Annotated in this window: 14 protein-coding genes; 5 read left to right on the forward strand and 9 right to left on the reverse strand. The window is 72.7% G+C overall.

Annotated elements, in window-relative coordinates; genetic code table 11:
* Window positions 1–5 precede the first annotated feature (5 nt).
* Window positions 6–563 carry a YceI family protein gene (locus EDF34_RS06245; RefSeq protein ID WP_123370389.1) on the forward strand — a complete coding sequence of 186 codons (558 nt, stop codon included), beginning with the start codon at window positions 6–8 and terminating at the stop codon, window positions 561–563.
* Window positions 564–744: 181 nt separating this feature from the next.
* On the opposite strand, the gene EDF34_RS06250 is transcribed toward EDF34_RS06245, so the two are convergent.
* A complete protein-coding gene (locus EDF34_RS06250) occupies window positions 745–1,416 on the reverse strand; it encodes a redox-sensing transcriptional repressor Rex (RefSeq protein ID WP_123370390.1) in 672 nt (223 codons plus the stop codon).
* Window positions 1,417–1,462: 46 nt separating this feature from the next.
* Window positions 1,463–1,753: a glutaredoxin family protein gene (locus tag EDF34_RS06255; RefSeq protein WP_233575202.1), complete on the reverse strand. Its 291-nt coding sequence runs from the start codon at window positions 1,751–1,753 to the stop codon at window positions 1,463–1,465.
* Between the two features lie 45 nt (window positions 1,754–1,798).
* Here EDF34_RS06255 and EDF34_RS06260 point away from each other — a divergent pair, with 45 nt between their 5' ends.
* Together EDF34_RS06260 and EDF34_RS06265 are read left to right on the forward strand one after the other, a co-directional pair.
* On the forward strand, window positions 1,799–2,605 hold the full coding sequence (locus EDF34_RS06260) for an HAD family phosphatase (RefSeq protein ID WP_233575203.1): 807 nt from the start codon (window positions 1,799–1,801) through the stop codon (window positions 2,603–2,605).
* A gap of 224 nt (window positions 2,606–2,829) precedes the next feature.
* Window positions 2,830–3,372 (forward strand): GNAT family N-acetyltransferase, encoded by a 543-nt coding sequence (locus tag EDF34_RS06265; protein ID WP_199737647.1) that lies wholly within the window; start codon window positions 2,830–2,832, stop codon window positions 3,370–3,372.
* Between the two features lie 45 nt (window positions 3,373–3,417).
* Here EDF34_RS06265 and EDF34_RS06270 read toward each other — a convergent pair whose 3' ends face one another.
* From EDF34_RS06270 to EDF34_RS06280, 3 genes are all read right to left on the reverse strand, one after another.
* Window positions 3,418–3,516 (reverse strand): 30S ribosomal protein bS22, encoded by a 99-nt coding sequence (locus EDF34_RS06270; protein ID WP_003792170.1) that lies wholly within the window; start codon window positions 3,514–3,516, stop codon window positions 3,418–3,420.
* A 179-nt stretch (window positions 3,517–3,695) separates the two neighbouring features.
* Entirely contained in the window at window positions 3,696–3,929 is a 234-nt protein-coding gene (locus EDF34_RS06275; protein WP_123370391.1) for a helix-turn-helix domain-containing protein, read from the reverse strand.
* A gap of 156 nt (window positions 3,930–4,085) precedes the next feature.
* Window positions 4,086–5,264, reverse strand: a complete 1,179-nt coding sequence (locus EDF34_RS06280; RefSeq protein ID WP_123370392.1) for an acetoin utilization protein AcuC — start codon at window positions 5,262–5,264, stop codon at window positions 4,086–4,088.
* Between the two features lie 112 nt (window positions 5,265–5,376).
* Between EDF34_RS06280 and EDF34_RS06285 the strand changes: the two genes are divergently transcribed.
* Together EDF34_RS06285 and EDF34_RS06290 are read left to right on the forward strand one after the other, a co-directional pair.
* A complete protein-coding gene (locus tag EDF34_RS06285) occupies window positions 5,377–6,753 on the forward strand; it encodes a TrkH family potassium uptake protein (protein WP_123370393.1) in 1,377 nt (458 codons plus the stop codon).
* Window positions 6,746–7,432: a TrkA family potassium uptake protein gene (locus EDF34_RS06290; RefSeq protein WP_123370394.1), complete on the forward strand. Its 687-nt coding sequence runs from the start codon at window positions 6,746–6,748 to the stop codon at window positions 7,430–7,432. The genes EDF34_RS06285 and EDF34_RS06290 overlap by 8 nt, the downstream gene beginning before the upstream one ends.
* Before the next feature lie 3 nt (window positions 7,433–7,435).
* Here the strand turns inward: EDF34_RS06290 and EDF34_RS06295 are convergent, their stop codons facing one another.
* The 4 genes from EDF34_RS06295 to EDF34_RS06310 form a co-directional block, all read right to left on the reverse strand.
* Window positions 7,436–7,870: a hypothetical protein gene (locus tag EDF34_RS06295; protein WP_123370395.1), complete on the reverse strand. Its 435-nt coding sequence runs from the start codon at window positions 7,868–7,870 to the stop codon at window positions 7,436–7,438.
* Window positions 7,867–8,652, reverse strand: coding sequence for a maleylpyruvate isomerase N-terminal domain-containing protein (locus EDF34_RS06300; RefSeq protein ID WP_158615050.1), 786 nt, complete (start codon window positions 8,650–8,652; stop codon window positions 7,867–7,869). Before EDF34_RS06300 ends, EDF34_RS06295 begins: the two co-directional genes overlap by 4 nt.
* Window positions 8,653–8,737: 85 nt before the next feature.
* Window positions 8,738–13,555, reverse strand: coding sequence for an immunoglobulin-like domain-containing protein (locus EDF34_RS06305; RefSeq protein WP_148076586.1), 4,818 nt, complete (start codon window positions 13,553–13,555; stop codon window positions 8,738–8,740).
* 80 nt (window positions 13,556–13,635) lie between these two features.
* Entirely contained in the window at window positions 13,636–17,265 is a 3,630-nt protein-coding gene (locus tag EDF34_RS06310; protein WP_123370398.1) for an immunoglobulin-like domain-containing protein, read from the reverse strand.
* Window positions 17,266–17,288: the final 23 nt, after the last annotated feature.

Genomic DNA, 17,288 nt, shown 5'->3' on the forward strand with positions numbered 1-17,288 from the left:
ACCCGATGAGCACCACCACCGCACTCCCCACCGGCCTGACCACCGGCACCTGGGCCATCGACCCGACGCACACCGAGGCCGGCTTCACGGTCCGCCACGCGGGCATCTCCAAGGTCCGCGGCTCGATCGGCGTCACCGGCGGCACGGTCGTCGTCGGCGAGGACCTCGCGAGCACGTCCGTCTCCGTCACGCTGGACCCCGCCACCGTCTCCACCGGCGACGCGAACCGCGACGGCCACCTCAAGTCGGCCGACTTCTTCGAGGTCGAGACGTTCGGCGAGTGGACGTTCGTCTCCACCGAGGTCCGTGCCGACGGCAGCGACTACGTCATCGTGGGCGACCTGACCATCCACGGCGTCACGAAGTCGGTCGAGCTCGCCACGGAGTTCAACGGCACGGCCACCGACCCGTTCGGCAACGAGCGCGCGGGCTTCGAGGCGACCACGACGTTCTCCCGCAAGGACTTCGGCCTCACCTGGAACGCGGCCCTCGAGGCCGGCGGCGTCCTCGTCTCGGACAAGGTCGCCATCGCCCTGGACGTCTCGGTCATCAAGCAGGCCTGACCTCCTCGTACCACCCGTCACGAGCGCGCGGCCCCTCCGGGGACCGCGCGCTCGCGCGTTCCCTCTCCCCCGCGACCCACTCCCGCGAGTGCAACCCCTCTCCGTCGAGTGCGCCCGCAACGACGGGCGCACTCGGTGCGTGTGGGCAGCACTCGCGGGGGGTTTGTGTGGGTGAGTGGGGTCACGCGCCGGTGGCGCTGCGGCGGGCGTCGTGGAAGGCGAGGATCTGGAGCTCGCTCGCCACGTCGACCGCGCGGACGTCGACGTGGTCGGGGACGCGCAGGGCGCGGGGGGCGAACGTGAGGATGCCTGCGACGCCCGCCTCGACGAGCGCGTCGCACACGTCCTGCGCGCCGGCGGCCGGGGTCGCGATCACCCCGATGCTCACGTCGCGGGCCTCGACGATGGCCGCCAGCTGGTCCAGGGGCTCGACGACGAGCCCGGCCACGGTGGTCCCGACGACGGCAGGGGCCGCGTCGACGAGAGCGACGACCGCGAAACCCCGGTCGGCGAACCCCGAGTAGTTCGCCAGCGCGAGCCCCAGGTTGCCGATCCCGACGATGACCACGCGCCGCTGCGTCGCGAGGCCGAGGACGACCCCGACCTGCTCCGACAGGTGCGCCACCTCGTAGCCGACCCCCCGCCGCCCGTAGGACCCGAGGAACGACAGGTCCTTGCGCAGCTGCGCCGGGTTCACCCCCGCCCGCTCGGCGAGCTCCTCCGACGAGGTGGTCACCACGCCGTCCTCGGTCAGCGCGTCCAGGGCCCGCAGATAACCAGGCAGCCGCGCCACCGTGGCCGGGGGGACGCCGCGATCAGTGCGCCCGGTGCCGTCCGTCGAGTGAATCGCCACGCCAACCCCCTTGCGACCTGGGTCGTCATCGACCCTGCGCGTCAGGTTATGGCTCGCGCCGCGTCGTGGCGAGAGCCCGGCGCACCCGATCCGCGTCGATGCGCCAGTAGCCCTGCCGCACGCCGTCCACCTCGACGACGGGCACGAGCTCGCCGTACTCCTCGAGCACCGCACCCCCCGCCGCGTCGATGTCCACCTCGCGCCACAGCGCGCCCGCCTCGGCCGCCACGGTGCGGACGAGCTCGCGCGCGTCGTCGCACAGGTGGCAGCCGTCGCGCCCGAACAGCACGATGCGCGCCTCGGGAGAGGATTCACCGGTCGTCTGCGCGTTCGTCACCCGCCGACGATAAGTGCTCCCAGCCGCCGTCGTTACAGTGGCGGCGTGCGCCAGGCCGATCCTTCCCCCCGAGCGGAGCAGTGCCCTGTCGCGGCGTTCTTCGACGTGGACAACACGATCATCCGCGGCGCGAGCTCGTTCCACCTGGCCGTCGGCCTGTACCGGCGGGGGTTCTTCCGGAACTGGGACCTGCTGCGGTTCGGGGTCCACCAGGCGCGCTACCGGCTGTTCGGGGAGAACAAGCACCAGATCGACGAGCTGCGCCAGCAGGCCCTGGAGATCATGCGCGGCCACTCGGTCGCCGAGGTCACCGCGATCGCCGAGGACATCTACGACGAGGTCCTCTGCCTGCGCATCTACCCCGGCACGCAGCGGTTGCTCGACCAGCACGTCGCCGCCGGCCACTCCGTCTGGCTCGTGACGGCCACCCCGATCGAGATCGCCGGCCTGCTCGCACGCCGCCTGGGCGCGACGGGTGGCCTGGGCACGATCGCGGAGCACGCCGACGGCTACTACACCGGACGGCTCGTCGGCGACATGCTGCACGGCGAGGCCAAGGCCGCCGCGGTCCGCAAGCTTGCCGAGGAGCGCGGCATCGACCTGCGCGCGTCCTACGCCTACGGCGACTCGCTCAACGACGTGCCGATCCTGTCGGCGGTCGGGCGCCCGTGCGCCATCAACCCCGAAGGCCGGCTGCGGCGCTACGCCGCCGAGGTGGGCTGGCCGGTGCGCGAGTTCCGCGGCCGCCGCCGGACCGCGCGCCGCGGCGTGAACGCGGCGAGCCTGGCCGGCGCCGCGTGGGCCGGTGGCCTGGTCGTCCGCGCGATCCGCCGCTCGATCCGCACCCGCTGACTCCCGCCCTCCCGACCTCCCGCCCTCCCGCCCTCCCGGCCCGTCCGGCCCGTCCGCACGGGCGAGGTCGCTGCACGGATCGATGCCGGGATCAGTGCAGCAATCGTTGCAGCACCCGCGCTGCGGGCGTGCACGGGTGCTGCAACGTTCCCTCCAACCACGCGCGCCGCCCCGACGCGCACCGCCCCCGGGGACGCCGCCCCGCCGGACGCGACCCACTGCCTATGCTGGCGGGCGTGCCCGTCGAGATCCGCCCCGCCCAGGCCACCGACGTCGAGGCGCTCGCGCGGCTCGCCGCGCTGACGTTCCCGCTCGCGTGCCCGCCGGGGTCGACCGCGCAGGACCAGCAGGCGTTCATCGACGCCGTGCTGTCCCCCGAGCGGTTCGCGGACTACGTCGCGGACCAGCAGCGCGTGGTGCTCGTCGCGCAGTCGGACGACGACCTCGTGGGCTACACCATGCTTGTCGCGGGCGAGCCCGCCGACCCCGACGTCCGGGCGGCGCTGACGATCGCCCCGACGATCGAGCTGTCCAAGTGCTACGTGCACCCCGACCACCACGGCGCCGGCACGGCCGCCGCGCTGATGGATCGGTCGCTCGACGAGGGCCGCGCCCGCACGGCCGGCGGCATGTGGCTCGGCGTGAACCAGCTCAACGCGCGCGCCCGCCGCTTCTACGAGCGGCACGGGTTCGCGGTCGTCGGGGTCAAGCACTTCCAGGTCGGCGGCCGGCTCGAGGACGACTACGTGCTCGAGCGAGCGCTCTGACCTGGCGAAACACGTCGGGCCCGGCATCAGCCGGGCCCGATCGGGTCACTTCTTGTTGCGGCGCTGGTGGCGCGTCTTGCGAAGCAGCTTGCGGTGCTTCTTCTTGGCCATCCGCTTGCGGCGCTTCTTGATGACGGAACCCATAGGTCCACTCTCGCTTCCGGTGGAGGGCCCGGCCCGAGGGCCAGACCTGCTTGATCGACGCGCGGTTCGTCGATCAGCCATCGAGTCGCCCACGCACGGAGAAAGTCCGAGGCCCTACCTTACGCGATCGACGGGCCTGGCCGCGACGCGCCGCTCCTGAAGCGACGCGACGTGCCGGTTCACGAGCTCCGGCGGTCGGCCTCGTCGGTCGCTGCGTCCACGACGACCGGCTGGATCGACGTCGCGAGGTAGTGCTCGAGCGCGTCGGCGGGGACGCGGAACGAGCGGCCCACGCGGACGCCGGGCATCTCGCCCGAGTGCAGCAGTCGGTAGACGGTCATCTTGGAGACCCGCATGATCTCCGCGACCTCGACGACCGTGAGGTAGCGCTGGCGGCCTGGCTGGTCGCTCATCGTCCGTTGTCTTCCGTTCCGGCCGGCGTCGCGTCGGCCCCGCGCACCCCCATTGGGTGTCGCACCACCCTAGTGGCGCGTGGGACGCGAGTGAAAGAGGTGAACCAGAGTGATCACTCGGCTGCGCGACGTCCCGCGCCACCAGGAACGATGCGTTCAGTCGAGCTCGGCGTCGAGGCCCAGGAGCGGGAACGACGCGAGCCTCGTCGCCCGGATCGCCCGGTCGACGTCGTCGGCCGGGTCGTAGCCCGCCGACCACGGCCGCAGCACGGGTTCGCGACCGTCACCCATGAGGTCCGCGCCGGAGCGGCCGTACCGCTCGCGGACCACGTCGCGCCACTGCTCCGGCACCGCGACGGAGACGTCGACGGGCGCGTGCGCGGCGATGCCCAGCACGTGCGTCCACGCGCGCGGCACGACGTCGATGAACGCGTAGCCGCCGCCGCCCAGCGCCAGCCAGCGACCGCCCGTGACCTCGTGCGCGAGGTCGTGCAGCCAGGTCGCGACGAGGCGCTGCGCGTCGATCGAGACGCGCAGGTGCGTGAGCGGGTCCATCACGTGCGAGTCGCAGCCGTGCTGGGTGACGAGGACCTGCGGCGCGAACTCGCGCACGGCGGCGGGGACGACGGCGTCGATCGCCCGCAGCCAGCCCGCGTCGGACGTGCCGGACGGCAGCGCGACGTTGACCGCCGCGCCGGGCGCCCCCGGCCCCCCGGTCTCCCGCGCGTGGCCCGTGCCGGGGAACAGGACGTGACCCGACTCGTGGACCGAGATCGTCAGGACGCGCGGGTCGTCCCAGAACACGGCCTGGACGCCGTCTCCGTGGTGGGCGTCGATGTCGACGTACGCGATGCGCTCGGCGCCCGCCTCCAGCATCGAGCGGATCGCGACGGCCGCGTCGTTGTAGACGCAGAACCCCGAGGCGGCCCCCGGCATCGCGTGGTGCAGCCCGCCCGACAGGTTGACCGCGTGCAGGGCCTCGCCGGCCCAGACCGCCCGTGCGGCCTCGACGCTGCCCGCCACGACCCGGGCCGCGGCGTCGTGCATGTGCGCGAACACCGGGTCGTCGCGCGTGCCGAGCCCGCGCGCCGGGTCGGGTGTGCCGTGCTCGGCCGCCGCGCGCACCGCGCGGACGTACTCCGGCTCGTGGACCGTCTCGAGCAGCTCGTCGGACGCGACGCCCGGCGCGATGAACGACACGCCCTCCAGGACTCCCAGCAGCTCCGCCAGGCGGAAGGTCAGGTCCAGGCGCTCGGACGTCATCGGGTGCCCGGGCCCGAAGTCGTACCCGAGCATCTCCGGGGACCACACCACCCGCACCGCTCCGGACGCCATGCGCCCACTGTCCCACGCGCGCGGCACGGGATCGCGCCGGGCGGACTGCGCCGCACACCGCGTCGTCGCATGCCACAGTGGTCCCGGTCCGGCGAGGTGCACGGGAGGTGCGATGGCGCGGGGTGGTCCCGGGGTGGCGTGGCGAGCCCGTGAGTTCGTCGACCGCTCGGCCAGGCAGTCCCCGGCGCGGCTCGCGCTGTTCGTCTTCGGCGGCGTCATCGCGGTGATCACCGTGCTGCTGGCGACGCCCTGGGCGACGAGCAGCGGTCACCGCGCACCGTTCGTCGACGCGCTGTTCACCGCGACGTCCGCGAGCACCGTGACGGGCCTCGTCGTCGTCCCGACCGGCACGTACTGGTCGGGGATGGGGCTCGTCGTGATCCTCGTCGCGATCAAGGTCGGCGGCCTGGGCGTGATGACGCTCGCGTCGCTGCTCGGCATGGCCGTCTCGCGCCGCATCGGGCTGACGCAGCGCCTGCTCGTGTCCTCCGAGACCAAGGTGACCCGGCTGGGCGAGGTCGGCTCGCTCGTGCGCACGGTCATCATCACCTCGACCGCGCTCGAGGTGATCATCGCGCTGATCCTGCTCCCCCGGTTCCGCATGTACGACGAGGGCTGGGGTGAGGCCGCCTGGCACGCGCTCTTCTACGGCGTCTCCGCCTTCAACAACGCGGGCTTCGTGCCCACCGAGGAGGGGCTGGCGCCCTTCGTGTCCGACTGGTGGGTGCTGATGCCGATCATCATCGGCGTCTTCATCGGCTCGCTCGGCTTCCCCGTGATCCTCAACGTGGCCCGCAACCTGCGCGAGCCGCGGCGCTGGAGCCTGCACTCCAAGCTGACGATCACGACGAGCCTCGGGCTCGTGGTCGTCGGCTCGGTGCTCGTCGCCGCGTTCGAGTGGACCAACCCGGGCACGTTCAAGCCGCTCGGGGCGAGCGCGACCGCGCTCGCCTCCCTGTTCGCGGGCGTGATGCCACGCTCCGCGGGCTTCTCGACGGTCGACATCGGGCAGATGCACGAGAGCACCTGGCTGCTCACCGACGCGCTGATGTTCGTCGGTGGCGGCTCCGCGTCGACCGCGGGCGGCATCAAGGTCACGACGCTGGCGGTCATGCTGCTCGCGATCGTGGCCGAGGCCCGGGGTGACCGGGACGTCGAGGCGTACGGCCGCCGCATCCCGCGCGAGGCCCTGCAGGTCGCGATCGCGGTCTCGCTGGTCTCCGCGACCTTCGTCCTGGTCGCGTCGCTGCTGCTTCTCGCGATGACCGGGCTGACACTGGACGTGGTGCTCTACGAGGTGATCTCGGCCTTCGCCACCTGCGGCCTGTCCACGGGTGTCACGGCGGACCTGCCCACACCCGCCAAGTACGTCCTGACCGTGCTCATGTTCATCGGCCGGACCGGCACGATGACGCTTGCGGCCGCGCTCGCGCTGCGCAACCGTCGTCGGGTCATCCGGCTCCCCGAAGAGAGGCCGATCATTGGCTGACACCCCGCACTCCGCGCCCCGGACCCCCAAGAAGTCCGACGGCGTCCTCGTCATCGGCCTCGGACGGTTCGGGTCGGCCATCGCCGCGACCCTCGACCGCCTCGGCCAGGACGTGCTCGCGGTCGAGCGCAACCCCGAGCTCGTCGCGCAGTGGGCGGGCCGGGTGGCGCTCGTCGAGGCCGACGCGACCAACCCCGAGGCGCTCGAGCAGCTCGGCGCGCGCGAGTTCCCCGTCGCGGTCGTCGGCGTCGGGTCCTACCTCGAGGCCTCCGTGCTCATCACCGGCAACCTCGTCGACATCGGCGTCCCGCAGATCTGGTCCAAGGCGATCAGCACCGAGCACGCCCGCATCCTGCAACGCATCGGCGCGCACCACGTGGTGCTGCCCGAGGCCGACGCCGGCTCCCGCGTGGCGCACCTGGTCTCCGGCAAGCTGCTCGACTACATCGAGGTCGAGGACGGGTTCACGGTCGTCAAGATGCGCCCGCCCAAGGAGACGCAGGGGTTCACCATCGCGCAGTCGAAGATCCGCGAGCGCTACGGCGTCACGATCATCGGCGTGAAGAGCCCCGGGATCGACTTCGTCTACGCCGACTCCGACACCAGGATCTCGGCGAACGACCTGCTGATCGTGTCCGGGCACGCGGACCTGCTCGAGCGGTTCGCGGCCCGCCCGTAGCGCTCAGTCCCGACCGAGCGCGCGCACGAGCACCGCCCGCCGGGCCTCGCTGCGGCGTTGTGTGTCGTTCGCGACGTTGAGCGGATCGAGCACGCCGGTGTCGCGGACCAGGACGAGCGTCGCGCCGAACCGCGACGGTCGGCCGTAGTTGAACGCGCCCGCGTAGGGCGCGAGGGCCACGTCGTCGATGTCCCGGTCCGGGAAGGACCTCGTCGGCCACCAGCCCCGCTCGACGAGCGACTCGCCCCGGCGGAAGACGCCGGTGAACGGTGCCCTCGCGAGCACCAGCAGGCCACCGCCGACCAAGGCGGCAGAGACCCCGGGCATGCCGATGACGCCGCTCGCACCGACGAGCACGAGCACCAGTGCCCACCCGAGCCACAGCGCCAGCGTGAGCCGCCCCGGCCACAGGATCCGGACCGCGCGCTCCGTGCTCACTGGCTCGACTCCACGATGATCGCGCGCAGCCGGTCGGCGACCCCGGCGTCCCCGCTGGTCGCGAGCACGCCCGCCGGCCCTCGTCCCCACAGCCAGAGGTCGAGGTCCCAGGCGGTCCCCCGCACCTCGCCCGTCGCTCCCTCGGGCGTGTCCTCGACCAGCTCGGCGCAGTCCTCGTCGTAGGTGGTGCCGCTGGTGGGCGAGGTCCCGGTGAACCGGCCCAGCGCGACCGTCCACGCGCGGTCGGCGTCCGTGGCGAGGAGCCGCAGGCGCGCGCCGTCCGGCGTGAACGTGGCCCACCCGGGCAGTCCGCTGACCATCACCTCGAGCATCTCGGCGACGCCGTCGGCCGCGAGGTCGGCTGCGGGTTCGGTGAGCGGGACCCCCGCGGTCTGCTCGGCGTCGACGCGGTGGATCAGCGCCTCGTGCGCCTGGCGGCGCAGCACCCAGGCGATGTCCCCGCCGACGGGCGACCACGACCAGCACGCGTCGCCGGGCTCGTGCACCGCGAGCGCGTCGAGCAACGCCGAGGTGCGGGTGCGCAGGAAGCCGACGAGCTCGCCGTCCGGTGGCCGGGGCACGGCGTCGTCGGAGGGCTCCGCGGGGGCGGACGCGACCACCCGGGACCAGAAGTCCTGCACCTCGCCGAGGTGGTAGGCCAGGTCCGCGGCCGTCCACTCGGGGCAGGCGGGCACCTGACCGGCCGGTGAGGTGCCGGCGAGCGCGTCGGCGCAGCGGTGGGACTCGTCCGCGATGACGGTCGTGTACTGAGGGTGCGTCACCCGCACGACGCTAGCGACCACCACCCACGCAGCGCCACGGCGCCGACCCCCCGGAGGGAGCCGGCGCCGCGTCGCTGCGGGTGGGTCAGCGCACCCGCAGGCTCACCGCCTTCGACGTCGTGGCCCCGAGCGTCGCGGACCCGGCGTACCGCGCCGAGACCGTGTACTTCCCGGAGGCCAGCGCCGGGAGCGTGATCGAGGCACGCCCCGAGCTCGACAGCGTCAGCGTCTTCGTCGCGAACGTGTGCGAGCCCTTGCGGATCGTCACCGTGACCTTGCCGGTCGCCTTGAGCCCGGTCGGCGCGGAGACCACCACGGTCGCCTTGACTCTCTGCGACGTCGTGGCGGTCGTCCGGCTCAGCGCGACCTTGGCGGTCGCCTTCGCCTTCGCCACGGTCCTGGTGGTGGTGGCCGACGAGCCCAGCACCGCGGTCGAGCCCGCGTAGGTCGCCACGACGCTGACCTTGCCGGCGGGCAGGCGCGGCAGCGTCACCGCTGCCTTGCCCCGCGCGAGCGTGGCCGTCCTCGTCGTGAGGACCTTCGAGCCCTGCGACACCATCACCGTGACCTTGCCGGTGGGCGTGACGCCCGTGCCGGCCGTGACCGCGACGGTGACCCGTGCCGTCGACGCCGTCGTCAGCGAGGCCGGCAGCCCCACGGAGAGGGTCGACGACGAGGCCACGGCGACCGATGCGGCGGCACTGACGTTGCCCGCCTTGTCGACCGCGCGGTACCCGAGCGACGCGGCCTGCTTCGGCAGCGTGACGGGGCCGGTGTACGTGGCCCACGCGCCGGTGCCGACGCGGTACTCGAGCCGCGCGATCCCGGAGGTCGCGTCCGTCCCGGTCAGGGTGACCGTCCGGCCGGCGACGGCAGCCTTGGCCGTCGGTACCGTGCGGTCGATCTTCACGGTGGTGCTCACCGGGGTCGACGTGTTGCCGGCGACATCGGTGGCCCGGACGCGGACGGCGTGCGTCCCGTCCGTGGAGACCTGCACCCCGTCGACCGGCAGCGGCGCCCAGGCGCCCCCGTCGACCGACACCTCGACCGACTCGACGCCCGAGACAGGGGTCCCGGCGTCGGTCGCGACGGCGGTGACCGTCACCGCCGAGGTCCACCAGCCACCGAGCCCGTCGGGCACGGCAGGGGCGGTGCTCAGCACGACCGCGGGTGCGACCGTGTCCGACGGCGGCGCGACGACCGTCAGTGCCGCCGTGCCGGAGCCGGCCCCGACGACGTCGTACCCGGCGTAGGCAGCGCGGACCGTGTAGGTCCCGGCGCCGAGCGTCGCCGGCAGGTCGACGTGCGCGGCGCCGTCGACGAGCGTCACGGTCGTCGAGAAGTCACCCGCGGTGACCGTGACGTCACCGGCGACCTGGCCGCCGTCGGAGGCCTCGACCGTGACGTCCGCGCGCACCGAGGACCCGAGGTCGACCGAGGAGGACGACAGCGTGACCTCGACGTCCGAGGTGACGGCGGCGGTGGTGGCCCCCGTGAGGGTGTTCCACTCGCTGGTCGACACGTTGGTGACCGTGCCGTGCCGCGGGTGGGTGGGCAGGTCCCACGAGGCCGGGAGCGTCCAGGCCGGGTTCGCCAGGCTGGGGCTCTTCAGCGGGATGTACCCGCGGCCGCCGTACTCGTCGACGAACAGGTAGAAGCCGGAGCCGTTGACGTCGCCGGGGTTCGCCTTGAAGATCGTCGGCCCCTCGACGCCGCCGGTGCCCGCGTTCTTGCCGATGCAGTTGGCCTGCAGCGACCACGCGGGGGACGGCGACGTGGCCAGGAGGTCGGTCGACTTCTCTTGGATGATGTCGGTGCAGCCGCTCGCGGCCGCCTCGTCCTTGGTGAACCGGTAGTAGGTGTCACCGTCCTTGAGCACGGTCGAGTCGATCACCGACTTGCCCGGGTCCTGCCAGACCTGGGGCTCCGTGAAGGTCACGAAGTCGCGCGTCGTGGCGTACATCATCCGGTTGTACGTCGAGCCGGTGTGGTCGGGGTCGGACGCCGCGTAGAGCTTGGACGCCCAGAACACGACGTACGCGCCGATCTCCTCGTCGTAGTACGCCTCGGGGGCCCAGGTGTTGCCCGCTGTGCTCGGCGAGACGCGCACGTGGCGCTGCGCCGACCAGTGGACCAGGTCCTCCGACTCCCAGACCTCGATGTACTGGCTGCCCGAGCGCTGCGAGGCGTCCCAGCTCGTGCCCCCGCCGATCGAGAGGTCGGTGGCGATGAGGAAGAACTTGTCGCCCTCGGGCGAGCGGATGAGGAACGGGTCGCGCAGGCCCTTGCTGCCGAGCGTCGAGGTCAGCGCCGCGGCGCCGCCGTTCAGCTCGTCCCAGGCCAGCGCGTTGTTGCCCCGGCTGGCAGCGAAGTAGATCTTCTCCCCCGCGAGCGAGTCGCCCGTGAAGTAGCTGAACACGTATCCCGTCTTCGGAGCCGTGCGCGGCAGCGCCGGCACGGTGGCGGTGTAGGCGTGGCTCGCCTGCTCGCCTCCGTTGGTCGCCGTCGCGGTGAGGGTCACCGTGGCGGCGTCCTGGCCGTAGGCGGGCCGCGTGACGTCACCGGTCGTGGAGATGACGGACGCGGACGACGAGGTCCACGTGATCGCCGACCCGCGCGGGCCGGTGGCCGGGAGCGTGAGGTTGCCACGCACGTCGTCGAGGTTGGTCACCGTGAGGTGCTCGGCGTCGTAGGTCGCCTTGGCGCCCGGCGCGATGTCCGCGAGCACGGTCACCGTGAAGGCCTTCGTCGTGCTGACGCCGCCCTTCGTGAGCGTGGCTGTGAGCGTCACGGTCGCGTCGGGGCCGCCGAACGCGGGCCGCGTGACCGTGCCGGTGCCCGTGACGACGGCCGGGTCGGAGGAGGACCAGGTGATGGTCGAGCCCTGCGTCCCGGTCGTCGGGAGCGTGAGGTCGGCCGTGACCGCGTCCGTCCCCGTGAGGGCGAGCGCTGCCTTGTCAGCGTCGACCGCGGCCTGGTTCGCCGCCGCCGCGCCGGCCGCGACCTGAGCCGGGGTCAGCGCCCGGTTGTAGATCGCGAAGTCGCGGACGTTGCCCTTGAGGTAGGCGTCGGCCGTGTAGACCGAGCGGCCGATGTAGTTGGCCGCGGTGACCCCGCCGCCGATCGAACCCGGCGTGAGGGTCACGTTCGTGTTGCGCGCGACCTCGATGCCGTCCTCGTACAGGATCCCCGTGGTGCCGGTCTGCGTGTAGGTGACGCGCTTCCAGACGTCGCGGGCGAGGTTGGAGCTCTTCGCCGTGACCTGCTCGGTCGACCAGTTGCCGCTCGCGATCGCGGTCCGGTAGGCGTTGCCGGTGGTGAACAGGTAGCCGTTGCCGACGCCGCCACTCGTGTTGCCGATCCCGTACAGGAAGTACGAGCCGGTCTGCGACCCCGCGATGCGGACGTCGAAGTCGATGCTCACCGAGCTCAGCCCCGCGAGAGGGCTGGCGGGCAGCACGACGTGGCCGTTGGTGCCGTCGAGCTTGACGCCCTCCCCGGAGGTCCAGGTGGCGCCGCCGACGAGCGTGCCGTCACGGCCCTGGCCGGACGAGTCGTGCGCGACGGCGCCCGAGGTCTCGTCGAGCGCGTAGTGCAGGACCTGCCCGGCCGGGATGGCGGGGTCGACCGTGATCGTGGCGGTCGCCGAGACGCCCGCGGCCGAGCTCTGCGCCGTGATGGTCGCCGTGCCGTTCGCGACGGCGGACACGACGCCCGACGACGAGACGGTGGCGACCGCCGGGTCGGAGGACGTCCACGCGATCGAGGGGTCGGTCGCCGTCGCGGGCGAGACGGTGGCCTTCAGGGCCTTGGTCGTGCCGGCCGCGATGGTCGCGGTGGTCGGCGAGACGCTGACGCCCTCGACCGCGATCGGGCCGCCCGGGAGCACCGTGACCGTGAAGGTCTTGGTGGCGCTCTGGCCGCGCTGGGAGACGGTGGCGGTGAGGTGGACCGTCGCCGACGCGCCGCCGGCCTCGGGTCGCGTGACCGCGCCCGTCGCGGTGACGTGCGCCGCGTCGTCGGTGGCCCACGTGACCGCCTGGCCGCCCGCGGCCGTCGACGGCAGCGTGAGGTTGGCGACCACGCCGCTCGTGTCGCCGAGCGAGAGGGCGGCGGCGTCGCTCGCGACCGTGCCCGCGGCACCGGCCGTGCTGCGCGTGGCGGCCTCGGCCACGGTCAGCTCGCGGTCGTAGACACGGAAGTCGCGGATCTTGCCCTGGAACGACGCGTCGCCGGAGTAGGCGGAGCGGCCCAGGTAGTTCATGGTCGACGTCGCGACGTCGGACGGCATCGCCGTGATCGGGCCGGTCGCGACCTGGACGCCGTCGCTGTACAGGAACGAGCGGCCGAGGGTCGCGACCGAGCCACCGAGAACGGTGTAGGTGATGTGCTTCCACACGCCGGACGGCAGCGCGGCCGTGCCGATCGCGCGCTGCTCGCTGTTGTAGCCCAGGTTCGCGAACGTGCCGCGCATCTTCTGGTCGCTCGAGCGCCCCGTCACGAACATGTAGCCCGTGCCGTTCGGGTAGGTGGCGCTGTTGCCCAGGTTGAACTGGAAGTGCGCGGTGTTCGTGAACGACGCGGGCACGAGCACCTCGTAGTCGACGCTCACCGCGCTCAGGCCCGTCAGCAGGTTGTTCGGGAGCTTGATGGCGTTGCCGGAGCTCGACGCCCCACCGCCGAACGAGAACCCGTTGCCGCCGTTCCAGGAGGCGGCGCCGACGACGGCGGCGTCCTTGCCGTTGCCGGAGGAGTCGGGCACGACGGTCCCCGACGTCTGGTCGAGCGCGTACCGGACGACGAGGCCCTCGTCTGTCGAGTCCGCGGCCGCGGGGAGGGCCCCGAGGCCCGTCAGGACCAGGGCGGCGGCGGTGACCGCTCCCCAGCTGGTGCGTGTTCTCACTGCGACTCCTTCGTCAGGGTGGAGGACGGGTGCGAGGGGTGGCGGCGTCCCGGCCGCCACCCCTGTGACGATCAGCGGGCTCAGCGCGTCACGACGAGCGTCGTGGCGGCCTTCGAGCTCGAGATGTTCGCCGTGCCGGCGTAGGTCACGGTGACCTTGTAGGTGCCGCGGGCGAGCTTGGGGAGCGGCACCGAGGCCTTGCCGGACCTCAGGGAGGTCGTGACGCTCGCGTAGGTCCAGCCGCCGCGGGTGACCTTGGTGGTCACCGATCCGACCGCGGTGCCGGCCGGGGTCGCGACCGAGACCGCGACCTTGCCCTTGGCCTTGGCCTTCACCGAGCGAACGGTGGCCTTCGTCGTCGAGGTGGCCTTGGTGACCTTGACCGTGACGGCGTCCGACGAGCCCAGGAACCGGGCGTCGCCGGAGTAGACGACCGTGAGCCGGTGCGTTCCCGCTGCCAGCTTCGGCAGCTTCACCGTGAGCCGGCCGCCAGCAAGGGTGCCGGTCGCGAGCTGCTTGGCGCCCTCGAGGACCCGGACCTTGCCGGTCGGTGTGCCCGACGCCCCGGTGACCCGCACCGCGACGGTGCCTGCCTTGCCGTAGGCGACCGGCGACGACGCGGCGGCAGCCGTGACCGAGGCGGCGAGCTGGACGCCGGCCGCCGGCAGCGCGAGGGCGTTGACGACCTCGGTGTTGCCCGCGACGTCGACCGACCGGTACTGGACGGTCGTCGCGCCGGACCCCACGTGCAGCGCGGTCGTGTACGCCGACCAGGCCCCAGAGGTACCCGTGCGGTACTCGACCCTGGCCACCCCCGACGTGCTGTCGGCGGCCCGTACCTCGACGGTGCGCGCGACGGTGTCGACGGTCCCCCGGCTGACCGGCGCGGTGGCGTCGATCCCGACCGTGAGGCTCGCCGGCGCCGCGGAGGTGCGACCCGTCGTGTCCGTGGCGCGGGCGGTCACCAGGTGCCGGCCGTCACCGGTCAGCGACGTGGCGGCCGACGACCCGGGCGTGGAGGTCCACGCACCGCCGTCGACCGAGACCTCGACGCCGGCCACGCCGGACGGGTCGGTCGCGGTCGCCGTCACGCCGACCGGGGCGGTCCGCCACCAGCCAGCCAGCCCGTCCGGTGCCCGCCCGGCCGCGAGCGCCACGGTCGGGTCCGTGGTGTCGGTGACCGTCACCACGACGCTCGCACGCTTCGACGAGCCGGCGGCGACGGTCCCCTCGACCGTGAACGTTCCCGGCGCCGCGTACTCGCCCGGGTCCACGGCGTCCCAGGTGACGGGCGTCAGGGCCGACGAGCCGTCGGCGAAATGGACGTTCGCCTGCGCGGGCAGCGCCGGGGCCGTGCCCTGCTCGGTGCTCACCGCCAGCGGGTCCACCGACGTGACGAGCAGGTCCGCCTGGTAGCTGCCCAGGAGCCGCTCGTACTCGGCCTGGGTGACCGGCAGGACCGTGCCGTGCCGCGGGCTGCTCGGCAGCTGCGCGGACGGGACGCTGGTCCAGCTCCCGGAGTCCAGGTCGGTCGACGTGAACGCCAGGTACCCCTGGCCGCCGTGGTAGCTCGGCTGGTCGATGAACAGGTACCAGCGGTCCTCGGTGTTCGACTTGAAGATCGTCGGACCCTCGCCGCCGGTGAACGTCCCGCCCCACGGGTTGGGCTGGCCCTGGCCGACCTTCTCCTTGACGAGCTGCCAGCCCGGCGTGCTCGTGGTCGTCGGCAGCGAGCCCGCGACCGTCGCGAGCAGGTCCGTGGACCGCTCCTGGCGCGGGATCATGTACGCCTCGTCCTTGGTGAACCGGTAGAACGTGTCGCCGTCCTTGATCACCGTGGAGTCGATCATCCCCAGGCCGGTGCCGCGCTTGACGTCGATCCACGGCTGGGGGTCGGAGAACGTCACGAAGTCCCGCGTGGTGGCATACATCATGCGGTTGTAGCTCGTGCGGTAGTCACGGCCCGCGGTCGTGGTCGTGGGGTACAGGTTCGACGCCCAGTAGACGACGTAGGAGCCGAGGTCCTCGTCGTAGTACGCCTCGGGCGCCCAGGTGTTGCCCGCGTAGTCGGACGACACCTTGACGTGCCGCTGGGCGGACCAGGTCACCAGGTCGGTGGACTCCCAGACCTCGAGGTACGTGCTTCCGTTCTGCTGCGCGGCGGAGAAGTTGTTGCCGCCGTAGATCTTCAGGTCGGTGGCGAGCAGGTAGAACTTGTCACCGTCGGGCGAGCGGACGATGAACGGGTCCCGCAGCCCCTTCTCGCCGAACGTCGAGGTCAGCACGGGGTCGCCGTCGTTGAGGTCGGTCCAGTGCGTCGGGTCGTCGCCCTTGCTCGCGCCGAAGTAGATGGACTCGCCGTCGGGCGTGGACTCGCCCTCGAAGTACGCGAACATGTAGGCCGTCGGGTCGACGGCCTCCGGCAGGGCCGGGACGGTCGCGGTCAGGACGCGGGTGTCCGAGAGCCCGTCGAGGGTGGCCGTGACGGTCAGGTCGACGGATGCGGTCGGCTGACCGTGGGCCGGGCGGTGCACGACGCCGGTGCCGGCCACGACGCTCTCGTCGGCCGAGGCCCACGTGAGGACCGAGCCGTTGGCGCCCTTGGTCGGGAACGTGAGGTTGCCGCGGACGTCGCCGAGGTTGGTGACGGCGACGCCGGCCAGGTCCTCCGCGAGCAGGCCGACCGTGTCGGGCAGCGCCACGACGGTCACCGTGAAGGTTCGCGTGCTGCTGACGCTCGCGCGGGAGACCGTCGCCGTCAGGGTCACGTCGGTGTCGCCGGTCGCGGCGGACGGCCGGGTGACGACGCCCGCGTTCGAGACGATCGCGGGGGCCGACGAGGACCACGCGACCGTCGTGCCGGTGGCGCCCGTCGCCGGGAGCGTGAGGGACGACGTGACGGCGGAGGTGTCGCCGAGCGTGAGCGCCGCGGCGTCCGCCGTCACGGCCGGGGCGACCGCGTCCTCGGCGAGCGCGGTCAGCTCGGTGCCGGTCAGCGTCCGGTCGTAGATCCGGAAGTCGCGGATCTTGCCCTTGAAGGAGTTGTCGCCGGCCCACGGCGAGCGGCCGATGAAGCTGTTCGTGCCGCCGCCGACGAGGTCGCTCGGCTTGACCGTGATGGCGTTGTTGCGCGCCACCTCGACGCCGTCCTCGTAGAGCACGGAGTACCCGGGCGTGGCCGTGGTGCCCCCGACGATCGTGTAGGTCAGGTGCTTCCACAGGCCCGTCGCCAGCGCGCCCTGCCTGATCGTGTTCTGCTCGCCGCTGCCGTCGGTGATGGCCCCGCGCAGCCGCGGCTCCCAGTCCTTGCCGGTCACGAAGATGTACCCGGCGTCCGAGGCGTTGCCGAGGCTGAAGATGAAGTAGTTGTTGGCCAGGGTCGGGTCGATGTTCACGTCGAAGTCGACCGACACCGTGCCCAGGCCGGTGAGGAGGCCGTCCGGCAGGTCGATCGCGTTGCCGGACCCGGACGCGCCACCGGAGAACGTGAACCCGTCGCCGCCGTTCCAGGTGCTCGCGCCGACGACGGTCGCGTCCTTGCCGTGGCCCGACGCATCGGGCACCGCGGCGCCTGTGGTCTGGTCCAGCACGTACCGGGCGACGAGCCCGTCGCTGGGTCCCTCGGCGGCGCCGGCGGGTGCCGCCACCACCGCCCCTGCCAGTGCGACCGCGAGTGCGGTCGTCGCTCCCCAAGCTGCTCGAGTCCTCATCAGGACACTCCTTCGTGTGCTGG

It is taken from the genome of Cellulomonas sp. PhB150, assembly GCF_003755175.1.
Taxonomy (GTDB): Bacteria; Actinomycetota; Actinomycetes; order Actinomycetales; family Cellulomonadaceae; genus Cellulomonas.